Origin of the sequence: Streptococcus sp. 2018WUSS126 (assembly GCF_044427425.1) — a bacterium.
Taxonomy (GTDB): Bacteria; Bacillota; Bacilli; order Lactobacillales; family Streptococcaceae; genus Streptococcus; species Streptococcus hashimotonensis.
Map to the genome: position 1 here is coordinate 51,823 of NZ_JAOTGB010000010.1, position 22,665 is coordinate 74,487.

Annotated in this window: 24 protein-coding genes and 1 pseudogene; 1 reads left to right on the top strand and 24 read right to left on the bottom strand. The window is 43.5% G+C overall.

Annotated features, from left to right (window positions below; translation table 11 throughout):
- Positions 1-22: 22 nt before the first annotated feature.
- From ODU34_RS05130 to ODU34_RS05205, 16 genes and pseudogenes are all read right to left on the bottom strand, one after another.
- The gene (locus ODU34_RS05130) at positions 23-463 is read right to left on the bottom strand and encodes a UPF0158 family protein (protein WP_105121086.1); all 441 of its coding nucleotides are present in this window, start codon (positions 461-463) and stop codon (positions 23-25) included.
- A gap of 3 nt (positions 464-466) precedes the next feature.
- Positions 467-2,119, bottom strand: a complete 1,653-nt coding sequence (locus ODU34_RS05135) for an SWIM zinc finger domain-containing protein (protein WP_136646890.1) — start codon at positions 2,117-2,119, stop codon at positions 467-469.
- Positions 2,120-2,217: 98 nt separating this feature from the next.
- On the bottom strand, positions 2,218-3,306 hold the full coding sequence (locus ODU34_RS05140; RefSeq protein WP_105121085.1) for a nucleotidyltransferase: 1,089 nt from the start codon (positions 3,304-3,306) through the stop codon (positions 2,218-2,220).
- Positions 3,303-4,049 carry a class I SAM-dependent methyltransferase gene (locus ODU34_RS05145; RefSeq protein ID WP_105121084.1) on the bottom strand — a complete coding sequence of 249 codons (747 nt, stop codon included), beginning with the start codon at positions 4,047-4,049 and terminating at the stop codon, positions 3,303-3,305. Before ODU34_RS05145 ends, ODU34_RS05140 begins: the two co-directional genes overlap by 4 nt.
- A 47-nt stretch (positions 4,050-4,096) precedes the next feature.
- On the bottom strand, positions 4,097-4,456 hold the full coding sequence (gene rsfS / locus ODU34_RS05150) for a ribosome silencing factor (protein WP_105178492.1): 360 nt from the start codon (positions 4,454-4,456) through the stop codon (positions 4,097-4,099).
- Between the two features lies 1 nt (position 4,457).
- The gene (locus ODU34_RS05155) at positions 4,458-4,967 is read right to left on the bottom strand and encodes a cysteine hydrolase family protein (protein WP_398578390.1); all 510 of its coding nucleotides are present in this window, start codon (positions 4,965-4,967) and stop codon (positions 4,458-4,460) included.
- Position 4,968: 1 nt separating this feature from the next.
- Positions 4,969-5,556: a bis(5'-nucleosyl)-tetraphosphatase (symmetrical) YqeK gene (yqeK, locus tag ODU34_RS05160; protein ID WP_105178490.1), complete on the bottom strand. Its 588-nt coding sequence runs from the start codon at positions 5,554-5,556 to the stop codon at positions 4,969-4,971.
- Positions 5,553-6,185: a nicotinate-nucleotide adenylyltransferase gene (locus ODU34_RS05165; protein WP_014637492.1), complete on the bottom strand. Its 633-nt coding sequence runs from the start codon at positions 6,183-6,185 to the stop codon at positions 5,553-5,555. Before ODU34_RS05165 ends, yqeK begins: the two co-directional genes overlap by 4 nt.
- Positions 6,186-6,197: 12 nt before the next feature.
- The gene (gene yhbY, locus ODU34_RS05170; protein ID WP_024379048.1) at positions 6,198-6,509 is read right to left on the bottom strand and encodes a ribosome assembly RNA-binding protein YhbY; all 312 of its coding nucleotides are present in this window, start codon (positions 6,507-6,509) and stop codon (positions 6,198-6,200) included.
- 371 nt (positions 6,510-6,880) lie between these two features.
- The gene (yqeH, locus tag ODU34_RS05175) at positions 6,881-7,987 is read right to left on the bottom strand and encodes a ribosome biogenesis GTPase YqeH (RefSeq protein ID WP_105178489.1); all 1,107 of its coding nucleotides are present in this window, start codon (positions 7,985-7,987) and stop codon (positions 6,881-6,883) included.
- Entirely contained in the window at positions 7,988-8,515 is a 528-nt protein-coding gene (locus ODU34_RS05180; RefSeq protein ID WP_105249352.1) for a YqeG family HAD IIIA-type phosphatase, read from the bottom strand. It lies immediately after the preceding gene.
- A gap of 150 nt (positions 8,516-8,665) precedes the next feature.
- Positions 8,666-8,975, bottom strand: a pseudogene (locus tag ODU34_RS05185) (hypothetical protein); the annotation flags it as partial.
- 206 nt (positions 8,976-9,181) lie between these two features.
- Complete coding sequence (locus ODU34_RS05190) at positions 9,182-9,811, bottom strand: copper homeostasis protein CutC (protein ID WP_105178487.1); 630 nt, start codon at positions 9,809-9,811, stop codon at positions 9,182-9,184.
- 47 nt (positions 9,812-9,858) lie between these two features.
- Complete coding sequence (locus ODU34_RS05195; protein ID WP_074390981.1) at positions 9,859-10,767, bottom strand: DMT family transporter; 909 nt, start codon at positions 10,765-10,767, stop codon at positions 9,859-9,861.
- A gap of 74 nt (positions 10,768-10,841) precedes the next feature.
- A complete protein-coding gene (galT, locus tag ODU34_RS05200) occupies positions 10,842-12,323 on the bottom strand; it encodes a UDP-glucose--hexose-1-phosphate uridylyltransferase (protein WP_105178486.1) in 1,482 nt (493 codons plus the stop codon).
- Between the two features lie 147 nt (positions 12,324-12,470).
- Complete coding sequence (locus ODU34_RS05205) at positions 12,471-13,634, bottom strand: galactokinase (protein ID WP_205014629.1); 1,164 nt, start codon at positions 13,632-13,634, stop codon at positions 12,471-12,473.
- A 132-nt stretch (positions 13,635-13,766) separates the two neighbouring features.
- Between ODU34_RS05205 and ODU34_RS05210 the strand changes: the two genes are divergently transcribed.
- On the top strand, positions 13,767-14,765 hold the full coding sequence (locus ODU34_RS05210) for a LacI family DNA-binding transcriptional regulator (protein WP_105121075.1): 999 nt from the start codon (positions 13,767-13,769) through the stop codon (positions 14,763-14,765).
- Between the two features lie 53 nt (positions 14,766-14,818).
- On the opposite strand, the gene ODU34_RS05215 is transcribed toward ODU34_RS05210, so the two are convergent.
- The 8 genes from ODU34_RS05215 to codY all read right to left on the bottom strand — a co-directional run bounded on the left by ODU34_RS05215 (position 14,819) and on the right by codY (position 22,560).
- Complete coding sequence (locus ODU34_RS05215) at positions 14,819-16,168, bottom strand: deoxyguanosinetriphosphate triphosphohydrolase family protein (RefSeq protein WP_205014630.1); 1,350 nt, start codon at positions 16,166-16,168, stop codon at positions 14,819-14,821.
- Between the two features lie 111 nt (positions 16,169-16,279).
- Entirely contained in the window at positions 16,280-17,719 is a 1,440-nt protein-coding gene (gatB, locus tag ODU34_RS05220; RefSeq protein ID WP_172030453.1) for an Asp-tRNA(Asn)/Glu-tRNA(Gln) amidotransferase subunit GatB, read from the bottom strand.
- Entirely contained in the window at positions 17,719-19,185 is a 1,467-nt protein-coding gene (gatA, locus tag ODU34_RS05225; RefSeq protein ID WP_205014631.1) for an Asp-tRNA(Asn)/Glu-tRNA(Gln) amidotransferase subunit GatA, read from the bottom strand. Before gatA ends, gatB begins: the two co-directional genes overlap by 1 nt.
- A complete protein-coding gene (gene gatC, locus ODU34_RS05230) occupies positions 19,185-19,487 on the bottom strand; it encodes an Asp-tRNA(Asn)/Glu-tRNA(Gln) amidotransferase subunit GatC (protein WP_205014632.1) in 303 nt (100 codons plus the stop codon). The genes gatA and gatC overlap by 1 nt, the downstream gene beginning before the upstream one ends.
- A gap of 218 nt (positions 19,488-19,705) precedes the next feature.
- Positions 19,706-20,380: a hydrolase gene (locus ODU34_RS05235; protein WP_205014635.1), complete on the bottom strand. Its 675-nt coding sequence runs from the start codon at positions 20,378-20,380 to the stop codon at positions 19,706-19,708.
- A gap of 186 nt (positions 20,381-20,566) precedes the next feature.
- Positions 20,567-20,914, bottom strand: coding sequence for a 50S ribosomal protein L19 (gene rplS, locus ODU34_RS05240; protein ID WP_011921928.1), 348 nt, complete (start codon positions 20,912-20,914; stop codon positions 20,567-20,569).
- A 311-nt stretch (positions 20,915-21,225) separates the two neighbouring features.
- Positions 21,226-21,759 carry a cysteine hydrolase family protein gene (locus tag ODU34_RS05245; RefSeq protein WP_398578392.1) on the bottom strand — a complete coding sequence of 178 codons (534 nt, stop codon included), beginning with the start codon at positions 21,757-21,759 and terminating at the stop codon, positions 21,226-21,228.
- A gap of 12 nt (positions 21,760-21,771) precedes the next feature.
- On the bottom strand, positions 21,772-22,560 hold the full coding sequence (codY, locus tag ODU34_RS05250; protein ID WP_029172019.1) for a GTP-sensing pleiotropic transcriptional regulator CodY: 789 nt from the start codon (positions 22,558-22,560) through the stop codon (positions 21,772-21,774).
- Positions 22,561-22,665 lie beyond the last annotated feature (105 nt).

Genomic DNA, 22,665 nt, shown 5'->3' on the forward strand with positions numbered 1-22,665 from the left:
AAGGTGAGAGTCAAGAGAAATATTAGATTTTCTTCAACTGATTATCCACAATAGCAATCTTATTTTCCTGGCACCATTCCAGCACAAGTTCTTCGTAGCATTGGTCTTTAAAGGCATACCAGTCTTCCAAGCGACCACATCTCTCTAACTCAATCCTAAAACGCCTAAAGGCACCGCGACCTCGAATGGTTCGAGACAGGCGGTCAGACAAGTCACCATCAGGCAAATGATAAACATAACGCTCCATGAATGTGTAGGGATTGAAGTCATAATGGGTCGGCAGCCGTACAAACCGTCCCGTCACATCCTCCTCAATCTCTTCTTCTAAACCATCACGGGATTCAAATCTGAAGTCCTCAACAGACAGGTAGACTAATGCATCTAGGTGACTATCATAATAATACCTGTCATCTTGACTCAGCATCTGCAATGCATCAACCACATCTTGAAACGAAACTGCCATATCCTACCACCTCACTGCATCTAATTCCTCTATCATGGCTTTGCGTCGCGGATACTGGACTTTCCACGAGGTGCGAAGACTTGCACTCACCACTTTTCCATCAGGTAAACCTGCAATTTTTACTAAATACCCTGCCAACTGACGATAGCGGCTTCGACTACTAGCCACATCCATCTGCTGACAAAGAGCTTGAGCGTAGGCATCTCGTAATTGCTCAGGCAGTTTCTCTGATAAGTAGTCCTCGAACCGGTCCAAATTTTCTAAGAACCAATAACTTGCTGTAATGCGGTCCAATAATTCCTGCGGTCGGTCTGCCAATTGCAACAACTTCAACTGCTGTGACTGGAAACGACGATCCTCCAGCAAATCATCTAAGTAGCTCTGCCATTCTTCCCTAGAAACATAGTCCCGCAACTCCTCTATCAGATCCAAATCAGTATCACCAGCTGAAAAAATCATCTCCAGCAGTTCTTCTCTCACCTTGTCATCCTGCCCCTGAGACCGGTAAATGTCCCGTAGCTGCTGGCTGTAATCCGACACCAGTCCTCTATACTGGGCATCCAAGCGCTTACTTTCCTGCAAGAGACGAACTGCCCGGTCTAGCTGCTGACTTGCTACAGCCTGGGTAATGGCCAGTTTACGAAGTCCAGCCACCTCCCAATGATTGGCCTGGAAGGTCAGCAAGTCTGCCTCACTAGAGCCCAACTGAACCAACAACCTGTAACAGAGCATGGCAAATCGATCACGACGGAACTTCCATGACCAAGAGGACTTATCTCCTTCTTCTATCGTCTGCAAGACCGCTTGAAAATAGATCAATTTCTGCTCAAGGAAGGTTTCTTCTTGAAACTCCATTTCCACAAATTCCATGAGAAGATCCTCTGCAACCTCATAGCCACTTAGCTGTCCTAAGCACCAGTCCAGTAATTCTTGGACAATCTTATCCGGAGCTACAGTCAATAAATGCTGCCAGTAGCCAGCAAGTCTATAAAGCAGACTACCAGTCGTTCCATTGGAATCATCCAACTCTTGTTGGCAAATCTGATGATAGAAGGCATCTGATACAGTCAAGAAACTCTCATATTCACACCTATCCAGCAAAGGCTGGAGATACTGATGCATGGCCTTTTCCACGGCCCGTTCGTAATCCCTAGTCTGCCTATACTCGATATAGCCCGTACGCCTGTCCTCAAAAGGAAGCCCCAGGTCTCTGATTTCCTTTTTCACATTTTCCACTTGCTGAGAGGTTAACTGGGCAGAGAAACGTAGCTGAATTCGATTAGCCAGTTCCCTATCCTCTTGAGCTAATTCAAGAACAAAAGCCCGTAGTTGCTCAACTGTCAGTTTATCCAGGAGCTGGGCAAGTGACACATCCTTGCCCTTGACAACTGGCTGACCCTCCAACTCAGAAATAGCAAACAAGACTGCAGCCATGTGCTTGCAGTGGTTCATCTCCTGAGCATGGGGACACTCACACCACATACTGACCAGCTGACCATGCTCCAAGTCAATCTCCACCTGATAAACTTGACTACCAGAGACAAGGGCATAGTAGCCCTCACCTACCTCTTCAAGCCCTTGAACAGCGTCATCCAAAAACAAATTGTAACCCCTATCTACAATGTGAGGCTTAAAATAGTCCATCCAATTTTTCATGATTTATTTCCTTTGATTTTACTACTTAAATTATACAAAAAAAATAGGAAAGTTTTCAAGTCAACTACAAAAACTTCCTATTCTTTATTGCATTCATCTTACTCCACCCTCACCGGCACGCGCCCATAGGTCTGCTCTGCTATTGCGTTAGCGCCCAGTTGATAGACCGCATCCGCCTGCTGGGTCAGGCTGTCCCAGGGCTCTTTGCCGATCCTCGTCACCAGGTCCACCTGCTCCTTGACGGTCTTGAGATAGGCCTGGCCTCGAGCCGAAAAGCCTAGGATATGAACCGCTTCTGGCAAGGAAGTTTCCACCGCATTGACCAAGATGTAGGTCAGCACCCGCCGCACCCGCGCCTTAGTGTAGCGCTTGGTCGCAACAGCATCCACTAACTCCTCCACGGTCGCTGCGCTCCCAATGGCAGAGCGGATACGACTGGCTAGTTCTTCGTTGACCTGAAAGACCTGACTGAGATCTCGGTGGGTCGCAATCTGGTAGCGGAGCAGGGGAAAATAATTTCTCCAGCTTACCTTGGTCGCCTCTTCAAAGAGACTGGCAGACGGTAAAAAGTCACGCACCAAGTCCAACTGGTTGGCCCCCTTTCGGATAGCAGTCGCCGAGGCGTAGGTCGTTTCCACCTCTTCCGAATGAAAACCTGCCCCCTGCCGCTGAACTGGACCGAGCTGAATACCTGTCCCAGCCACCGCCTTGGCGTAAGCCAAGCCCAGAATATGATTGGGCGTATCACCTGTGAAGGTAAGACCAGCAAACTCCTGCCACATGGCCTGGGTCTTCTGTGGAAAAGAGAGATTGTCTGGCAAGTTTTTCACAAAATTTTCCATCTCTTCCGACTTATCCACATAGATATCCGCAATTTTCTGGTAATCCAGCATTTCTTCCGTACCGAAAACTAGTTTTTCCACACCTAGCCTGTGTAAAATGCTGATTGCTCCCTTTGCAAAATGGTCAGCCGACTGGACCGACACCAAAAAGGGCATCTCAACAACAAGATCTGCCCCGTGTTCCAAAGCCATCTGAGCCCGTGTCCACTTATCCACAATGGCTGGCTCACCCCGTTGCATAAAATTGCCAGACATAACTACGATTTTCAAGCCTTCCGCCTGTTCCAGCAGGTATTTATGCCCCGTGTGAAAGGGATTGTATTCTGCAATAATCCCTGAAATCATGCCTTGACCGCCTTGAAAAACCACCGCTGGCTGGTTTCTGTCGGAGCTTGATCTTCAAAGTCCGCAAAGACTTCCACAGATGTAAAACCAGCTTGTTTCAATAATTCCACATAGGTTTCAATCGGATAGGTCCGCTCTTCATGAACTTCATCCCGACGAATAAACCGCTCCTCTTGACTGTCCTCATCTTTGACAAAGAAGGTCAATTCATGAACAATGGAATGCTCATACTCACCTTCATAGGTATCCCAGACAAAGGCAAAATCCTCGTAGTTTTCATGATAGCTATAGCCTGCAAACACTTCCTCCATTTGATAAATGGAGTGAACGTCAAAAAGGAAAGTACCACCTGAATTGAGAACAGAGTGAACCCCCTCAAAGACCCGCAAAACGGCTTCTCGGTCTGCCATATAGCACAGACTATCCGAGTAACAGGTCACCGCATCGAAATCTCCAACACCTTCCAGAGCCATCATATCTGCTTGGGCTAGTTCCATCATGACACCAGCAGCTTCTGCTTTTTTCTGGGCCAATTCCAACATTTCATAGGACAGATCCAAGCCTGTCACCTCATAGCCCTCTTGAGCAAAGCGAACAGCCTGAATGCCCGTTCCACAGGCCAATTCTAAGATTGTTTTGGTATCTTGAGGCAGGTGCCGTAAACTAAAATCCGTCCATTTATCATACAAGCTGTCGTCCATGATTTCATCATAGACCGCCGCAAAGGTTTCGTAAGTCGCCATGCTATTTCCTTTCATAAAAGGCAGTACAAAGACTGCCTGCCTCACATTTATTCTGCCGCCAAATAGGATTCTAAGTCCACCAGTGGTGCTTCATGCCAGAGTTTTTCAAACTGGTAGTGGTCACGCATTTCTTCTGAGAAGATATGAACGACTACGCCTCCAAGGTCCAAAAGGACCCAGCCACCGTTACTATCGCCTTCTACACGGCTACCCTTGATCCCAACTTCCGCTACCTTTTCACGGATGTTTTCCGCAATAGCCTCCAACTGACGACTGTTCATGGAACTGGCAATCACAAAGTAGTCTGTCAGGCTGGTCACGCCTTGAACATCAATTACAACAAGGTCCTCAGCTCGCTTGTCATCAGCAGCCTGGACCACAACTTTTACTAAATCTAGTTCTTTCATCTTATCCTCTAATTATATTTTCTAATGTATCCACCTGGGCAAAATTCCATGACCAGATGTTTTGGTAGTGGTCAATCAAGTCTTTGGCATCCAATTTGCCTGAATAACCTGTCGTCGTTCCATCCTGAATCACTGCTACCTTGTAGCCTAGTTCAAAGGCTACTTTAATCGTCGTATCAATGCAAAAATTGGTCGCCATGCCCATGATGATGAGCTGCTCAATTCCCTTTTCCTGCAAATAAGCATGAAGCCCCGTTTCCTTGAAGGTACTATTAAAGGGCTTATCGAAAATCTTCTCACTAGCTAAGGGTGCAACAGTTGAGTGAATCTCCCAGTCAGCAGTCCCCTTGACAAATTCCTGGTCATGATGGCGGACATGGATGACCTCTAGCCCCGCTTGACGGGCTTGAGCAAGGCTATCTTGCCAGAGCCGAAGCCGATTTTCAATTCCATAGGGCTTGCCTTCCACAGGCAAATGCTGAATGTCAATGACTAATAGTGCTGACTTCATCTTACCTTCCTAACTCTCCGACATAAGCATTATAGGTTTCCAAGGTTTGTGGATAAATGGGAATCCCCTTCTTGGCTAAGTAGGAAATGGTTTGGGCAGTTTCAAAGGCTACCGCCTTGTCCAAGGACTCTTTTGCAATCCGTCGCGCCTCGTCCACCCCAGGAAAATCCCGATTGGGTTCGATGTAGTCCGCCACATAGAGCACCTTATCTAGCAAGGTCATCTGCCCTGCACCAATGGTGTGTCGTTGAATGGCTTGAAAAATTTCCTCATCTTCCAAGCCAAAATCTTCTGCGATCTTATAGGCGCCAACCACACCGTGCCAGATGTTATTATCCCAGTTGAGCAGTTCCTTATCCAAATCATACTTGGCAATCAAGTCCAGAAAGACTTGGTCTTCCACTTCTTTGGCATAATCATGCAAAAGTGCTGCCAGACTGGCTTTTTTCGGATCACAGCCGTATTGGTCTGCCAAGGCAAGCGCTGCCTCTTCCACACCCAAAACATGTTGGAAGCGCGCTGGCTTCATGGCTACACGGATTTTTTCCAAAAGAGCCTGACGATCAAATGTCAAATCTGCTGCAATCATTGGTACAGTCCCTTTTCTTCGATATAGTCCAGAACTTCATGAGGCACCATAAAATTCGGCACCCGCCCTTGCTTGATAAAGCTCCGTACCATGCTGGAGGAAATGTCCATCAAGGGCACATCTACCCAGATAACAGGATAGGAAGTCCCTGCCTTGTAACGCGGACGCTGGACACCAACAAACTGCACCAACTGGACCAATTCATCAATCCTGTGCCATTTTGGGAGGTAGTCTACCATATCTGCACCGATGATAAAATAATAATCCGTATCAGGATTTTTTTCCTTCAGCAATTTCATGGTGTCGTAGGTATAGCTGACACCACGGCGTTCCAGTTCAATGGTTTCAATCCCCAAGCCCTCAATACCTGCAATAGCCATCTTGAGCATGGAATAGCGATGGTATTCGTCAATAGTTTCTTTCTTATCCACATGGGGCGGAATGAATTCTGGCATGAGCAAGACCTCATCCAACTTCAACTGTTGACGGACCTGGTCTGCCACAATCAAATGAGCATTGTGGACAGGATTGAAATTCCCTCCCAGAATCCCCACTTGTTTGCGATTGGTTTCTTTCTTTTCAACCTCTAATTCAACCTTGGTAAAGGGTGTTAAGAGTTCAATAGCCATAGGCTCTCCTTCTTAGATTTCTTTGACCTGTTTGGAAATTTTACGGTTCTCTTTCTTGCTAGATTGTTTGAATAAAATCAGGATGCGACCGATTTTTTGGACCGTATCCACACCGATTTCTTCTTCCAAGATTTCAGCTACTTCGTGGATATTTTCATCCGTATTTTGTAGCAAGGTCACCTTGATCAATTCACGTGCATCCAAGGCCTGACGAACACTGGTTTTAATCTGGTCATTGAGACCATTTTTCCCAATCTGAATGATGGGTTTGAGACTGTGTGCCTGACTGTTCAAAAAGGCACGTTGTTTTGAAGTTAGCATAATTTATTATACAAAGGGCGTTGTAACAGACTGGGAGACTGTTACAATCGGGAAATAAAGAAAACAAAGTTTTTCCCTATTGCGCCGATATACTTAGCCCGTGTTCAAATCAGAAGACTTGAACTTCCTTTCTCTTTAATTGTAAAAACTGAAATCAAATACCTCTTATACTCAATGAAAATTAAAATCAGACTAGCTTCAAAGGTTCGGGGAACCTTTGAAGGTTGGAAATAGAGCGAACGAAGTTCGTCTCTCCAAGAGCAGATTAAACCCTACTACTTTCACGTTTTCAGGTAGCCGGCTGTAAAGCTCCACTGGAGCTTTACACTCATCAAATCAAGTCAACAACGTCTGCTTTTAATTTTCGAAGAGTATTAAATAATCGCCTTGCGGATCACCACATCCACACCCTTAGGTGCCCAGGCAGCAATCTTGGCCTTTTCATTGACACGAATCCAACCAAGACCTGAGAAGACCACATCCGTCTTTTCGTTGATGGTAAATTCATGACGGACCAATTCAGGAAATTCTTTCAATTCCTTGCTGGTTGGTGGCACTAAAAGTGAGCCCGCATGCTTCTGGTAAAATTCACTAGCCCCCTGTAACTTGGTGCGGTGGAGCTGCAATTCATTGTCAAAGAAGGCCGTAAAGCCTTGGCGTTCACCAGCCACAAAGTCAAATCGTCCCAGACCAGCCAAGAACAAGGTTTGTTCTGGATTGAGCTGGTAGGTCTTTGGCTTGATTTCTTTCCGAGGGCTGATATACTTGAGGTTTTTAGCCGTCAAGTAATGGGCCATCTGGTGACGATGGATAATCCCAGGCGTGTCATAGATGTATGAACCATCATCCAGAGGAATCTCAATCTTATCCAGCGTCGTTCCAGGGAAACGTGAAGTCGTAATGACATTCTTGTCCCCTGTGATTTCTTGGATAATAGCATTGATCAAGGTTGATTTACCGACGTTGGTCACACCGACCACATAGACATCCCGTCCCTTGCGGTGTTGTTCAATCTTTTCAATCAAATCCTTGATAGCCTGCTTGTTTTGAGCAGAAGTCAAGACCACATCAACTGGTCGCATGCCGATTTCATGCGCCCGTTCAGTCAACCACTGAGTGACCTTGCCTGTCTTGACAGACTTGGGTAAAATGTCCTGCTTGTTGCCAACCAAAAGTACGTCATTTCCTGAAATAAAGCGAGGCAAACCTGGAATGACTGAACCATTGAAATCAAAAATATCAATGACATTGACCACCAAGGCATCGCTTTCTCCCACGCTATGGAGAAGTTTCAAGAAATCATCATCCGAGATATTGACATCTGAAATCTCATTGTAATGGCGCAAACGGAAACAACGCTGGCAGTAGAGTTGCCCTGTTTCCAGGCCTTTTTCTAGGGCTGATTGAGGTGTAAAACCAGCGACTGCCTTGTCTAGCGTCTGAATCTGGGCACCACAGCCGATACAAAATAATTCTTCCACTTACATCTCCCTCTTGTAGTCTATCGCTCCATATTTAGCGATGATTTTTTTCATGGTCCGTCGTTCACGCCAACGGTTAATCTGCGTATTGATAGAGTCCGTCTTTAGCAAGGGTTTGACCAAGACAGACTTGAGACCAGCTCGCTTAGCAGCCCGAATGTCCGTCATCAGCTGATCGCCAATCATGACCACTTCATGTGGCTGGACATCATAGCGTTTCAGGGCACGGTTAATCCCAAAGGTGAAAGGCTTGAGAGCAAAGGCTTCAAATTCAATCCCAAATTTTTCAACCGCCCGTTTGACACGTTCGTATTTATTGTTTGAAACCACCACAACAGGAATGCCTGCGTCCTGCAAATCATGTAACCACTGGCGCATCTCTGGCGTACCATCGGGATTGTTCCAAGCAATCAAGGTATTATCCAAGTCAACAAACACTACTTTTATGCCATGTTTTTTCAAGCTTTCGACGGTCACGTCATAAGCCTTTTCCAAGGCAAAATCCGGCATGTAATTTTCTAAACTCACTGTCGTCTCCAAAGTTTTTTATCAGATAATTATACCATTTTTCTAAGAAAAATGCGAATGGATAGCAGAAAACACTCGGATCAACCGAGTGCCTTCTGGAGGTAATATAATGGTAGTTGTGAATTACATCTGCCCTTCTTCCAAAATCCAATCCATACCCAAAATCGTCGCTGCATGGCCATAATCTGCATGACTATCGTCAAAGAGGCGCCATATCAGAGCACGATAGGTTAATTTTTTAGCATCATAAAGACTGTATTGCTCTTGGTATACCGAAAATGACTGACAATCCTTCCCTTTCGGCTCCACACCTGTTGTTTTTGCAATTGCAATCAGACTGTCATAGTTATGATAGCACAGGGGTACTAATCAATGATTGAGCTAAGCGAACTGCATAATCCAACGCTAAATTACTCACCTCAACAGCCACAGTTCTCAATTCTTTACGTAGGGGATTCAATAGAGACGCAGCAGTTTCTAGTCTGTATACCGGACTTTAACAAACAAAAATGAAAACAGCCGAACGTATCGACTGCTTCCGTGGAGATTATATGAAAAAGAATAAATATATTGTATCTTCCAATGCTTAAACAAACCTTAACTTCTAAACATTTCTAAATAAACTTCGATTATTATTCTGTAATTTATTTCAAATTCAAAGCTACCTTACCAAAATAATCTCGTTCCATGTACTTGATTGATTGGTAATGCTTCCAATAACGTTGGCACATTTTCCACAGTCAATCCACCACCAATCAAGATTTCAATTTTACCTTGTGCATAGGCTTGAATGTCTCGTAACCAATCGATATTCTGCAAAGCTGAACCTGTCAGACTTCCACGCGTCAAAATCCGTGTCACTCCATGTTCTGCCAGCCAATCAAGAGCCTCAAATTGGCGTTCGCGAGGAATTTGGTCAAAAGCCATGTGAAAGACAATCTGACAGTCCTGCGAAACAGCAAACAGTCTTTCCAAGGCTGCTTCGTCCAACCAATTTTCCTCGGTTAACAAACCATAAACCAGACCATCTGAACCTAGTTCAATCGCTACTTTACAATCTTCAACCATCATTTCCACCTCAGCTTCATCGTAGCAAAAATCTCCACCTCGAGGGCGAATCATGGTCATGACTGTGGCTTCATTCTCATGGGCCAGTTGACAAACATGTTTGATCACTCCATAACTCGGCGTCGTCCCTCCGACTGCCAAATTATCACAGAGTTCAATCCGTTTAGCTCCTAGGGATATGGCCTTCATTACACCTACATGATTTTCGGAACAAAATTCTTTAATCATCTTTATTCCTTTCAAGTTTTTTCTTTAGTATAACAAAAAAGAGTATATTAACCAATACTCTTTTGGGCAACCAATATATCTTTTAAAGAAATAAGTAAAACAGCAAGTAAAATCAACAACATTCCAACAAAATCAATTGCATAAAATTGCTCATTGACCAACCATACTGCAAAAAAGACAGATGCAATCGGCTCAATCGAGGCCAAAAGACTACCATTGACAGGACCAACCATACTGACGCCTTTAAGAAAGGCAGTATAGGCAAAAATCGTCCCGACTCCGACAATACCTAGCAGACCCAGGAAACTTCCACCATCAATAGGAAGACGATGCTGCCAAGTTTGCAAACCAAGCGTGACTACAAAACCACCCATTAACATCCCTAAACCAATCACCGTTATACTGCCGTATTGACGGATCAATTTACCTGGCAAAATAATATATAGCGCATAAGTAAAGGCTGAGAAGATTCCCCAGAACAAACCGATTGGAGTCACTGCCAATTCATCTAATTTGCCATGAGTCGCAATCAAAAAAGTTCCTGCTACGGCTAAGAGAATTGAAATCAACTCAATCCCTGATGGTTTTTCCCTATTTTTCAAACAGGTATAAGCCAAGACTAAGATAGGGCAAAGGTATTGTAAAACCGTAGCCGTTCCCGCATTGGTATGATAGATAGCTTGTAAATAAGCCATCTGGTTAAGAACCAGACCCAACATCGCAAAAACAAAAATTCCCAACAAGGCTTTTCTATTTTTCAATACTATCAACAGCTGTTCTTTCGCTGTAGCATAAGCCAGGCCAACGAGAAAGAATCCCGATACCAACAAACGCAGGGAGGTAATCATATCTACTGAAACACCACGTGACATCAAGTACTGTCCACTCACTCCAGACAAGCCCCAAGCTATACCTGCTATTAATGTAATCAGTGTCCCCAATCTCTTTTCCGCCATCATATCTCCTTCTCACACTGTGAATACTTCCATTATACCAAAAGAGCAGGACACCGTCCCACTCTTTCTTGCAATTATGTTGCTAAACCTACAAATTCTACGAATCGTAGAAAGGCTGCCTGTCCTTCTGGAGTTCGTTTGTAGACACCTGCATCTTCCAATACACGCGCGAAAATTTGTCCCACTGATTCACGAACAACTTGTTCGACGGTTTCTTCCGTCACATCTGGGTGAGCTGTTTTCAGGCTTTCCGCCCAAGGCTGATGATAGTCAGCCACTTGACTATCTTGACCCAGTAAGAATTTTTCTACTTCAGCCAATTCTGCCTTTAAACGTGGGGGTAAAATCGCCAAACCCATGACCTCAATCAAGCCGATATTTTCTTTCTTGATATGTTGCACATCTGGATGTGGATGATAGATGCCATCTGGAAATTCTTCCGAGGTTTGATTGTCGCGGAGAACCAAATCCAGCTCGTACAAATCTCCTCGTTTCCGAGCAATTGGGGTGATGGTGTGATGGGGAGTTCCATCCGTCTCAGCCTTAATCTGAACGCTATCATCTGAGTAGCTCCGCCATTTTTCCAAAATCTTAGTCGCTAAACCAAGAAGCGATGGCTTGTCTGCAGAACTCAAGCGAATCACCGACATGGGCCATTTGACAATGCCTGCCGAAACGGACTCAAAGCCGTCAAAGACCAGCTGGCCTTCTATCGGAGCCTTTTCCATAGCAAAACTGTGCCGCCCACCCTGATAGTGATTGTGGGTCAAGATGGAGCCACCCGAGATTGGTAGGTCTGAGTTGGAGCCGACAAAATAATTTGGAAAGATGTCCAGCAAGTCCAAAAGCTGTTCAAAGGTTTGGGGACTAATGACCATCGGCACATGTTCCTGATTTAGGAAAATAGCATGTTCATTGTAGTAAGCATAGGGCGAATACTGGAAGCCCCACTTTTCCTGACCAAGATCCAAGCGAATAATACGGTGGTTGGCGCGTGCTGGATGGTTAATCCGTCCCTGATAGCCCTCATTTTCCATACAGAGTAGACATTTGGGATAATTGCTTGCTTCAGCTTTCGTAGCAGCTGCAATAGACTTGGGATCCTTCTCAGGTTTAGACAGATTGATTGTGATTTCCAAATCCCCATACTCTGTCGAAACTTGATAATAGATATTTTTCGCAATCGCAGCCATCTTGATATAGTCATTGCGCTTGCTCAATTCATAGAAGTCGCCAATCGCTTGCTCTGGACTGTCCTGATAGGTCTGCCAAAAATCACGATTGACCTGACTCGGACTCGGTGTCATCAAATCCATCAAACAAGACCCAACCATGTCCTGCTCTTCCAGCAATTCACCCACAAAACCAGTTCGAACTCCATGAGCCAATAGTTCATCTTTTAATTCAATCAAGTCCTCTAACTCTGTTTGAACAGTCAGAACCTGGTCTCCCACCAAAGCCAAGACCCGATTGCGCAGGTAAAGAGCATCCATTTCTTCAAAACCACTGTTGGCAATGACCTGCTCAACAAAACGATCCACCAATCCTGTCATCATTTCTCCAATCTATTATTAAAAATAGTCTTTCAGTTTGAGAAGAAGCTAGGAAACAAGCCAATACCACTTCTCAACGTTCGTCGCATCCAGTCGATAAACTTACATATAAGTCACTTCTGTCAACCTAACAAAAGACAAAATGAAAGACTACAAGACGCGAGAGCCACTAGCAATCTCCGCTACATAAAAGCTTGGTTCATATCCAACCACTTCAGTATAGGTCTTACCAACATTTTCAGTAAAGGCATCAACCTTATCCTTATGGACAATGGCAATACCACAGCCACCGAAACCAGCTCCCGTCATCCGAGCACCAAGAACGCCTTCTTGCTCCCAAGCTGTATGAGCCAAGGTATCCAATTCCAAACCTGTCACTTCATAATCATGTTCCAAAGAGACATGAGAAGCATTGACCAAACGACCAAAGGTTGCCAAATCTCCTTCTTCCAAGGCCTTACGAGCCTGCAAGGTCCGTTGATTTTCTAAGACAGCATGGCGGGCACGCTTGATACGATTTTCATCCTTAATCAAATAACTATATTGATCAAAGGTCCATTCATCCAATTCTCCCAGAGTTTGAATATTCAAGACTGCATTCAATTCTTCCACTGCTTTTTCACATTCCGCACGACGCTCATTGTACTTAGAATCTGCCAATTCACGACGCTTGTTGGTGTTCATGATGACAATCACATGGTCACCCAAGTCAAGTGGCACCAATTCATACTCCAAGCTATTGGTATCAAGGTAAATCGCCCGATTATCCGCTCCCATACCGATAGCAAACTGGTCCATGATACCAGAATTGACACCGATAAAGTGATTTTCCGTTTGTTTCCCAATTTTCACCAAATCAAGACGAGTCAATTCTAGACCATACAATTCTTCTGCGATGATGCCAATCAAGAGTTCCAGAGAAGCTGATGATGACAAGCCTGAACCATTTGGAATGTTACCGTAAACAAAGACTTCCATACCTGTATCAATGCTATGTCCTGCTTCTTGCAAGAACTTAAGAACACCTTTGGCATAGTTGGTCCAGTTGTCCGCCTTATCAAAGACCAGATTGTTCAAATCCACTTCGATAATTCCAAGCTCTTCAAAGTTTGCGGAATAAAAACGTAGAAGCTGGTCATCACGTTTGCGAGCAGCTCCGTAGGTCCCCAAGGTAATAGTCGCAGGAAAAACATGACCACCGTTATAGTCAGTATGCTCACCAATCAAGTTAATCCGACCTGGTGAGAAGAAAGTTGCATCTGCCTCTTGACCAAACACATCGAGAAAGGCTTGCTTGAGTTGTTCTTTATCCATAAGAACCTCCTAGATTTTGTAATCGTTTTCTTTTATTGTACAACTCAACAATTTAAAAGTCAATATTTTTACTAAATTTTTACTAATTTTGTTTTTTATGCTATACTAGAGACAAATAAACAGGAGAAAAACATGGTTACTATCAAAGAAATCGCCGAAAAAGCTCAACTATCCTCTGCCACCATTTCCAGAGTTCTAAAGGGCGACCTGACCCTATCCGTCAGCCAAGAAACCCGCGACCGCATTTTCAATTTGGCACAGGACCTGGGCTACACCAAACACCTCAAAAAACAAGCACCCCAACAAAAAGGCACCATCGGTATTGTCCAATGGTACACCGAAAGCGAAGAGCTGGCTGACCTCTACTACTATTCCATCCGTGCCAGCATCGAGCAGACCGCCAGCCTTCTCGGCTATCAAATCATCCGCTCCTTCAACGACTTGACCAATCCCCTCCTTCAAGGATTGGACGGCATCATCGCAGTTGGTAAATTTTCTTCTGGGCAAATAGCAGAGCTGACCAACTTGTCTTCCAAGCTAATCTTTGTAGATTCTGATACACTGACCGAGGGATTCTCCTGCGTCACAACTGACTTTGAACACTCTGTTCAGACAGTTATCGACCACTTCCGTTCACAAGGTCTGACTGATATTGGCCTCCTAGTCGGACAGGAAGAAACCACAGACGGACACCAACTGCCAACAGACCCCCGCCTAACTGCCTTTCGGACCTATCTAGACTCCTTGGGCATGCTCCAAGAAGACTACATCTACAAAGGAAAGTTCTCCACCCAGTCGGGCTATGAGCTGATGAGCCAGGCTATTGCCGACCTGGGTGACCAGCTGCCCCCAGCCTTCTTCATGGCAAACGACACTCTGGCTGTCGGTGCCCTTAGAGCCCTTCAAGAGCACCAAATCGCCGTGCCAGAACGGGTCCAGCTCATCACCTTTAACGATACAGCCATCACGCGCCAAGTCTATCCAGCCCTGTCTTCTATCAGTGTCTACACCGAAGAAATGGGCCAAGAAGCCATGCAGCTGCTGGACCGTGTCATAACAAGTCCAACGCCCCACCACCCCCGCAAAATCAAGCTAGGTACCCAACTGATCATTCGGGAGAGTTCTTATTAATAGCCGAAAAAACCGAGAATTCTAACGAATTCTCGGGTTTCTTAAACATATTGCTATTTATGTAAGAAATTTTGTGCTAAACACTCTATTAGCTTTTTACCAGTTCCTTTCTTGAATATAGCTGCATCATATTTCTCTAAGAACGGATCTGTACCAAAATGTTTTATATACATCTCAATTGCGTAAGTGTCCATCATGCCAGAAATATAATCTAGTACTTTTCTTTTCTTGTCACTTTGGGTATCGTCTTTTTCAAATCGATATTCGATCGGCATCAAAAAACTCTTCCGATTATATTCTTCGTTCATGAATAAATCAAATAAACTAGTCAACACTTTCGTCCCAACATTTTCATATAAAATAATATCGTCAGAATTTGTTACGCCTTCGAAAATCGTTTTCTTCAATGCACCAGCAAGTTTTTTATAATGACCGAGCCCTAGTTCTTTGTCTTGATCAGTCCCTAATTTTTCCTTATCACTTTTCTTAAGTTTTACAACTTCTATGTCCTCAATGAATTTATTAACAATAATGGAAAGCAATTCTCGTCTAAAATAAAAATCATAGTCATCATTGGATTTACTTCTATTGGCTTTATTTTTTGCCTCTTCAATCCATTTCTTAAAATCCTCTAATGTTTGCTCTTCTCCTAATTTCTGTTCCAACAAAAATACAAATTGATCAATGGTGAAGTAGTTACTCGCCAATGCATCTTCCAAGTCATGTGCACAATAAGCAATTTCATCTGCCAAATCAACAATTTGAACATCAATTGTTCTCACAAACACATCTATTTCTTTAAATCTCTTTTTAAATTCCTCATAATCTTCTTTGTATATGAACTTCTCAGTCTTTCGTGATTTTCTATATGGAACATAATATTTTAGAATTGAAGCTAGGGTTCTATACGTTAAGTTTAAACCTTTATGATCTGGAGACTTTTTTTCAATATTTTTTAATACCCGTAACCCTTGTGCATTTCCTTCAAAACCAATATCCTTTGCCAAATCATTTAAAATTCTTTCTCCATGATGACCAAATGGGGGATTGCCAATGTCGTGTACAAGTGCACCAGTTTCAACAACGACAGACATCGAATTGAAATCTACATCAATATTATTAGATGTATTTTTTTTCAAATAATCAACAATCCCCCTTGCAATCTGTGCCACTTCAAAACTATGTGTCAGCCTATTCCTGTGAAAAGCTCTACCATTAACAGCAAACAGTTGCATTTTCCCTTGTTGCCGTCTAAAGGAGTTAGAATAGATTACCCTAGAATAATCTCTAGAAAATTCATCTCTTGATCTTTCCTTATCTGACTCAGTTTCTTTATCACGTTTCTTTAATTTTTTGACATTCTCCTCGTGTCTTAGTAAAAAATTGTCGAATTGTTTTGACATATCTATTTATTCTCCCTCATACCTTTATATCATGATGATAATAATTATTATTATTTTAGTCAACAAAAAACCACTCTTTTTGAGTGATTTTTGTATTCTATAATTTTAAAACTAATCCAACAACTTAGCTAATTCTTGCGCCAAGAGTTGCTGTGCAACTTGTGGGTTGGCTTGTCCTTTTGTTGCTTTCATCAGGAAACCTGTAAAGGCCTTATCGGCATTGCGTTTACCAGACTTGAAGTCAGCTACGGCTGCTTCATTATCCGCAAAGACTTGGTGGATAATCGGAATCAAGACCGCAGGGTCTGAAATCTGTACCAAGCCAGCTTTCTCAACGTAAGCCTTAGCAGAGCCACCTTCTTTGGCCAGGTGAACAAAGACTTTCTTGGCAATCTTAGATGAAATAGTTCCATCCGCAATCAAGGCAATCATCTCCACCAAGTTTTCAGGTGTTAAGGCGATTTGCTCAATAGTCTTACCTTCAGCATTGAGGAACTGAGCCACTTCACCCTGCAACCAGTTAGAAACTTGTTTAGCATCGCCACCTGCTGCCACTGCTGCTTCAAAGAAGTCAGACAGAGCCTTAGTAGATGTCAACTGACCGGCATCGTAGGCGGTCAAGCCCAAGTTTTCCACATAGTGAGCACGGCGAGCTTTTGGAAAGACTGGCAATTCTGCGCGCACTTCCTCAATCCAGTTATCATCAATCTCATAGAGCGGTAGGTCTGGCTCTGGGAAGTAACGATAGTCAGCCGACCCTTCTTTGACACGCATGAGAATAGTTTCACCAGTAGATTCATCGTAACGGCGAGTTTCCTGCTGGATTTGACCACCTGAACGCAGGATTTTTGCCTGACGTTCTACCTCGTGCTGCAAGCCCTTGCGAACATAGTTGAAGGAGTTGAGGTTTTTCAACTCAGTCTTGGTACCAAATTTCTCCTGACCATAGGGACGAAGGGAAATATTGGCATCCACGCGCATAGAACCCTCTTCCATCTTCACATCTGAAATACCAGTGTACTGAATGATTTCTTTAAGGGCTGTCAAGTAGGCGTATGCCTCTTCAGGCGAACGCATATCTGCTTCTGATACAATCTCGATCAAGGGCACGCCCTGACGGTTGAGGTCCACATAAGAATAGCCGTCTGTACCGTGGGTATTCTTACCCGCATCCTCTTCCAAATGCGCACGCTCGATACGAATTTTCTTAGTCGTACCGTCTTCTAGCTCAATCTCAATCCAGCCATTGTAGCCAATCGGCTCGTCAAACTGGGAAATCTGATAGGCCTTAGGGTTATCAGGATAGAAATAGTTCTTACGGTCAAAGTGCATGTCCTTGTGAATGTCCATGTTCAAGGCCAAGGCAGCCTTGATACCAGCATCCACAACACCCTTGTTAAGAACAGGAAGGACACCTGGGAAAGACCAGTCAATCACGTTGGTATTGGCATTTGGATCCTCACCAAAATGAGCAGATGAAGGTGAGAAAATTTTCGAGTTGGTATTCAACTCCACATGGACTTCTAGACCAATAATCGTTTCAAAGTTCATTAGTTAGCACCTCCAAAAATCACTGGTTGTTGCTTGTGGTAGTCTGTTGTCGCTTCAAAGGCAGCAGCCACTTGGTAAATGGTCTCTTCTGAATATTTTGGACCAATCAACTGCAAACCAACTGGCAAGCCTTCCACAAAACCAGCAGGAATAGAAAGACCAGGAAGACCAGCCAAGTTTACAGGAATTGTTAACAAGTCCGCCAAGTACATGGCCACAGGGTCATGGTTGAGCGTGTCCAAACCAAAGGCAACCGTCGGAGCTGTCGGCCCCAAAATCAAATCATAGTCCGCAAAGACTTTTTCAAAATCCTGGATAATCAAGGTCCGCACCTGGCCAGCCTTCTTGAAGTAGGCATCGTAGTAACCTGATGACAAGCTAAATGTACCTAACATAATACGACGTTTGACTTCCTCACCAAAACCTTGGCTACGAGTTTTCACGTAAATCTCATCCAAGTTTGTCGCATCTTCTGCACGGAAACCATAACGGATTCCGTCAAAACGTTGCAAGTTAGAAGAAGCCTCTGACGAAGCAATGATGTAGTAAACGGCAACCCCATACTTAGAATGTGGCAGGCTGACTTCCTCGATAATCGCTCCCAAGCTTTCCAAGTGCTTAGCAGCCTTGAGAATGGTTTCCTTGACCTGCGGATCAATCCCTTCGCCCATGTATTCTTTTGGCAGAGCAATCTTCATCCCCTTGATGTCCTGACCAATCTTGCTAGTGAAGTCTGCAATTTCATTGATCGTTGATGTTGCATCCTTGACATCATGACCAGAGATGACATTGAGCAACTGGGCATTTTCCTTAACTGTCTGTGAAAATGGACCAATCTGGTCAAGAGATGAACCAAAGGCAATCAAACCAAAACGGGATACCGTTCCATAGGTCGGTTTCATACCAACGATACCATTAAAGGCCGCAGGCTGGCGGATGGAACCACCTGTGTCAGAACCGAGTGACAAACGGACCTGACCAGCAGCAACTGCAGCTGCCGAGCCACCTGAAGAACCACCAGGAACTTTTGTCTGGTTCCAAGCATTTTTAGTCGGTTTGAAGGCAGAATTCTCATTAGAACCACCCATTGCAAACTCATCCATGTTAGTTTTACCAACTATAATCATATCTTTTGCATAGGCCTGAGCAACCGATGTCGCATCGAAAATCGGCTCGTAGTTATAGAGCATTTTTGACGCTGCTGTGGTCAAAATTCCCTTAGTAGAGATATTGTCCTTGACTGCCAAAGGAATCCCTGCCATAACATTGTCCGCATCAATCCCTTTTTCATCAAGGGCCGCAGCCTGCGCCAAGGCCGCATCTTCTGTGATAGTCAAGAAAGCATCCACAGCTCCCTCACGGCTCTTAATATCTTCCAAAGTTGCCTTGGTCAACTCAACCGCAGAAATCTCCTTTTTGACAAGGAGGTCATGCAATTCATCAATGGTTTTATTGTTAAACGTCATTAGGCATCTCCTCCCCCGTCTAGAATAGCTGGTACCTTGATAAAGTGATCTTGTGATTCAGGCACATTTTTAAAGAGCTCCTCACGGCTCTCACCTTTCTGGGCAATATCTGCTCGCAAGACATTCTTACGGTCAGCCATAGTGGTCGTTACCGCAACACCTGTCGTATCTACTTCATTGAGCAATTCAACCATATCGACAATCTTGCTCAAACTTGTCGCAAATTCCGCTGTTTCTTGATCCGAAAACTCCAGCTTAGACAGCTTGGCAACGTGACGGACTTCAGCTTCAGAAATCTTCATTCTTACTTTCCTCCTAATGGAAATCTATCTTCTCATTATACCATATTTCCAGCCCCAGACAAAGGTAGAAATGACCTAATATGTTACCTATTTCCTCCTAAAAATCCGTTCTTTAAATTGCGAAGTATTCCTAATCTCACACCGTAAAACGATAAAAAAACAGCAAGTTTCATCTAGCAATAAAACTTACTGCTTACTTAGCCTATCTTTTTTATGAACTAATCCTTTGCATGTTTGCGGTATTTTTCCATTTTCCCTTTAAAAAGCTCTCCATTACTTGGTGCTGTATAGGAGACAGCATTGGCTCCAGCTTCGATAACCCGACGAATAGAGTCCTCAGTCGGACCACCAGTCGCAATAATTGGAAAGTCAGGGAAAGCTTCTCGAATCTTCTTCACAACCCTTGGCGTTTCCATACCGCAAGAAACATTTAAAATATCTACTCCTGCTTTAATCTGTGAGGTTAAATCAGACTTTTCAGAAACAACTGTATAAATGATAGGAATATCCACTACTTTATTGATTGCCTCAATTGTTTTTACATCCGTTGGTCCATTTACCACAACAGCGTATGCTCCCTCCGACTCAGACAATAGACTCATATTAGCTGAACGCATACCTGTCGTCAAGCCTCCACCAACACCAGCCAAGACTGGAACTGACGCAACCAACATAATACTTTTGATAATAGCTGGACTGGGCGTAAATGGATAAACAGCCAAAATAGCATCTGCATTGTGATTGGCAATAATAGACACATCCGTTGTAAATAAGACTGAACGAATGCGACGACCATAAATACGAATTCCACTACATTCCTTGATAACTTCTGGCATCTGAACAATATCCTGCCGTAAATCTGATAAAACAGATGGAATAAACTGTTCGCTCATCCGCAACCTCCTCTATACTAGCTACAATAATATATAGTATAACATATTATTTCATGGAAGATACACAAAAACAATCCATTTTGCCACTGCTTTCACAATAAAGTACTTTTTCAACAGATTTTTTTAAAAAAAGAGACAGCTTTCGCTGCCTCCCATTCTCCGACCAAAATAGTCTGTAGGACTATCTTAACGACGGATTTCTTTGATACGTGCTGCTTTACCTTGCAATGCACGTAGGTAGTACAATTTAGCACGACGTACTTTACCGTAACGTACTACTTCAATCTTATCAACACGTGGAGTGTGGATTGGGAATGTACGTTCAACACCTACACCACCAGAGATTTTACGTACAGTGTACATTTCTGAGATGCCTTGACCTTTACGAGAGATAACAACACCCTCGAAAATCTGGATACGCTCGCGGTTACCTTCGACAACCTTAGCGTGAACACGCACAGTGTCACCAGGACGGAATGAAGGGATGTCAGTACGAAGTTGACCTTCTGTCAAACTTTGGATCAATGGATTCATTTTATTCTCCTATCTTTGTCAATCTTAGGTGCTTTTAAACCCAGCGGATAAACTGTATTTTTGTGCGTCCATTACACACAGACTATATTATACACCAAGTAATCACCTATGTAAAGCATTTTGATAAATTTATCATGGTCAATCACACCGCTTCTTTTATCAGAATCAGACTGACGACGTAGTTCTAGATGGAACTGAAGTTCATCAAGCTAAGTCAACAAGGTTTGAGTTTGATTTTCGAAGAGTGTTAATGATACAGATTCCTGTTGGAGAAAAACGAAAAACCAGTCCACAGACTGGTCACTATACTATTAGTCAATGATTGTCGCACCAAGTACATGACGCAAATGGTTGAGAGCAAACTGATGATTCTCCTCCGTCAATGCAGCAATGGCTGATGAGACCACCTCAATACGATACCTATTATTATAAGCATCAATAGCTGTATGAAGAACACAAATATCAGACAACCCCCCCCCCGTCAAGACAACCGTATCTACACCACGTTCTCTTAGTCGAACATCCAAATCCGTCCCAGAAAAAGTAGAATAATGACGTTTATCCATCCAACGAACACGCGCATGCCCTTTATGTTTTTGATAAAAATCTGCTAAAGGACCATACAAGTCACGCCCTTGCGTCCCAATAATATTATGACTTGGGAAAAGCTGAGCTTCAGGATGAAATTCATCCCCCTCCTTATGACCATCAATCACAAAGAAAATGTAGTCTCCATTTTCAAAAGCTTCTTGTGTAACCTGAGCAATTCGTTCAGAAATAGCCTGAGCTGATTTTCCAGCAGTCAACTTTCCTTCATCTGCTACAAAATCTATTATATAATCAATGCTTTTGTCATTTTAGTAGTCACGTTTCTTAATTTCATCAAAAATAGCTGGGATGAGAACCTTCAAATAGGTTCCTTTCATACCAAGCGAACGACTTTCAATAATCCCCGCACTCTCCAACTTACGCAAAGCATTGACAATGACCGAACGAGTAATACCGATACGGTCCGCAATCACAGACGCAGTCAGCTGCCCCTCATTGCCACTCAACTCACCCAGAATAGCCGCCACCGCCTTCATCTCAGAATAAGAAAGCGTATTTACCGCCATATTGACCGCAGCGCGACGACGAATATTCTTCTCATCTTCTTCCCGTTGGAAATTAAGCAACTGGATACCAACTACTGTTGCTGCAATCTCAACCAAAATCAAATCATCATCGTGAAACTGCTCATCATTCCGCCAAATAATAAGCGAACCAAAACGAATTCCCGTCACATGGATAGGGGCTATCGTTGTCAGACCATTTGGATAGGTCGATCGTGATTCAACAGGGATGGCAGTCAACTCGCTCTCGACAGGCAAGTTAACCTGCGTATCATAAACCTGCGCGACTGCTTTTACATATCCTTCTGGGAATTGTTTATTTTGGAAAAATTCTTCCACACGATCATTGTTTGTCTCGTAACTCATGTGGTATCCCAAAACTTCACCTTCGCTATTAATAATACAAGAATTGCAATCAATAATAGCTGATAGATGTTCAGCAATAGCATTGTAAGGCAATTCTTCTGCCAATTGCTCTTCGGAACGCTTCAAAATAGAAGTAATATTCCGTGTCTTCTCTAATAATGTTGTCATATTTTCCTCTTTACTCTGTAATTGCTTTCAGTATAGCAAAAAATACATAAAATTTCAACAATTATCAGAATATTTACCGTTATTAGAAAAACACAAACAATTTCA

Bases quoted from the DNA above. Each gene is read 5' to 3' on its own strand.
- ODU34_RS05130 (WP_105121086.1), bottom strand. From the start codon at position 463: ATGGCAGTTTCGTTTCAAGATGTGGTTGATGCATTGCAGATGCTGAGT.
- ODU34_RS05135 (WP_136646890.1), bottom strand. From the start codon at position 2,119: ATGAAAAATTGGATGGACTATTTTAAGCCTCACATTGTAGATAGGGGT.
- ODU34_RS05140 (WP_105121085.1), bottom strand. From the start codon at position 3,306: ATGATTTCAGGGATTATTGCAGAATACAATCCCTTTCACACGGGGCAT.
- ODU34_RS05145 (WP_105121084.1), bottom strand. From the start codon at position 4,049: ATGGCGACTTACGAAACCTTTGCGGCGGTCTATGATGAAATCATGGAC.
- rsfS (WP_105178492.1), bottom strand. From the start codon at position 4,456: ATGAAAGAACTAGATTTAGTAAAAGTTGTGGTCCAGGCTGCTGATGAC.
- ODU34_RS05155 (WP_398578390.1), bottom strand. From the start codon at position 4,967: ATGAAGTCAGCACTATTAGTCATTGACATTCAGCATTTGCCTGTGGAA.
- yqeK (WP_105178490.1), bottom strand. From the start codon at position 5,556: ATGATTGCAGCAGATTTGACATTTGATCGTCAGGCTCTTTTGGAAAAA.
- ODU34_RS05165 (WP_014637492.1), bottom strand. From the start codon at position 6,185: ATGGCTATTGAACTCTTAACACCCTTTACCAAGGTTGAATTAGAGGTT.
- ODU34_RS05190 (WP_105178487.1), bottom strand. From the start codon at position 9,811: ATGATTAAAGAATTTTGTTCCGAAAATCATGTAGGTGTAATGAAGGCC.
- ODU34_RS05195 (WP_074390981.1), bottom strand. From the start codon at position 10,767: ATGGCGGAAAAGAGATTGGGGACACTGATTACATTAATAGCAGGTATA.
- galT (WP_105178486.1), bottom strand. From the start codon at position 12,323: ATGATGACAGGATTGGTGGATCGTTTTGTTGAGCAGGTCATTGCCAAC.
- ODU34_RS05205 (WP_205014629.1), bottom strand. From the start codon at position 13,634: ATGGATAAAGAACAACTCAAGCAAGCCTTTCTCGATGTGTTTGGTCAA.
- ODU34_RS05210 (WP_105121075.1), top strand. From the start codon at position 13,767: ATGGTTACTATCAAAGAAATCGCCGAAAAAGCTCAACTATCCTCTGCC.
- ODU34_RS05215 (WP_205014630.1), bottom strand. From the start codon at position 16,168: ATGTCAAAACAATTCGACAATTTTTTACTAAGACACGAGGAGAATGTC.
- gatB (WP_172030453.1), bottom strand. From the start codon at position 17,719: ATGAACTTTGAAACGATTATTGGTCTAGAAGTCCATGTGGAGTTGAAT.
- gatA (WP_205014631.1), bottom strand. From the start codon at position 19,185: ATGACGTTTAACAATAAAACCATTGATGAATTGCATGACCTCCTTGTC.
- gatC (WP_205014632.1), bottom strand. From the start codon at position 19,487: ATGAAGATTTCTGAAGCTGAAGTCCGTCACGTTGCCAAGCTGTCTAAG.
- ODU34_RS05235 (WP_205014635.1), bottom strand. From the start codon at position 20,380: ATGAGCGAACAGTTTATTCCATCTGTTTTATCAGATTTACGGCAGGAT.
- rplS (WP_011921928.1), bottom strand. From the start codon at position 20,914: ATGAATCCATTGATCCAAAGTTTGACAGAAGGTCAACTTCGTACTGAC.
- codY (WP_029172019.1), bottom strand. From the start codon at position 22,560: ATGACAACATTATTAGAGAAGACACGGAATATTACTTCTATTTTGAAG.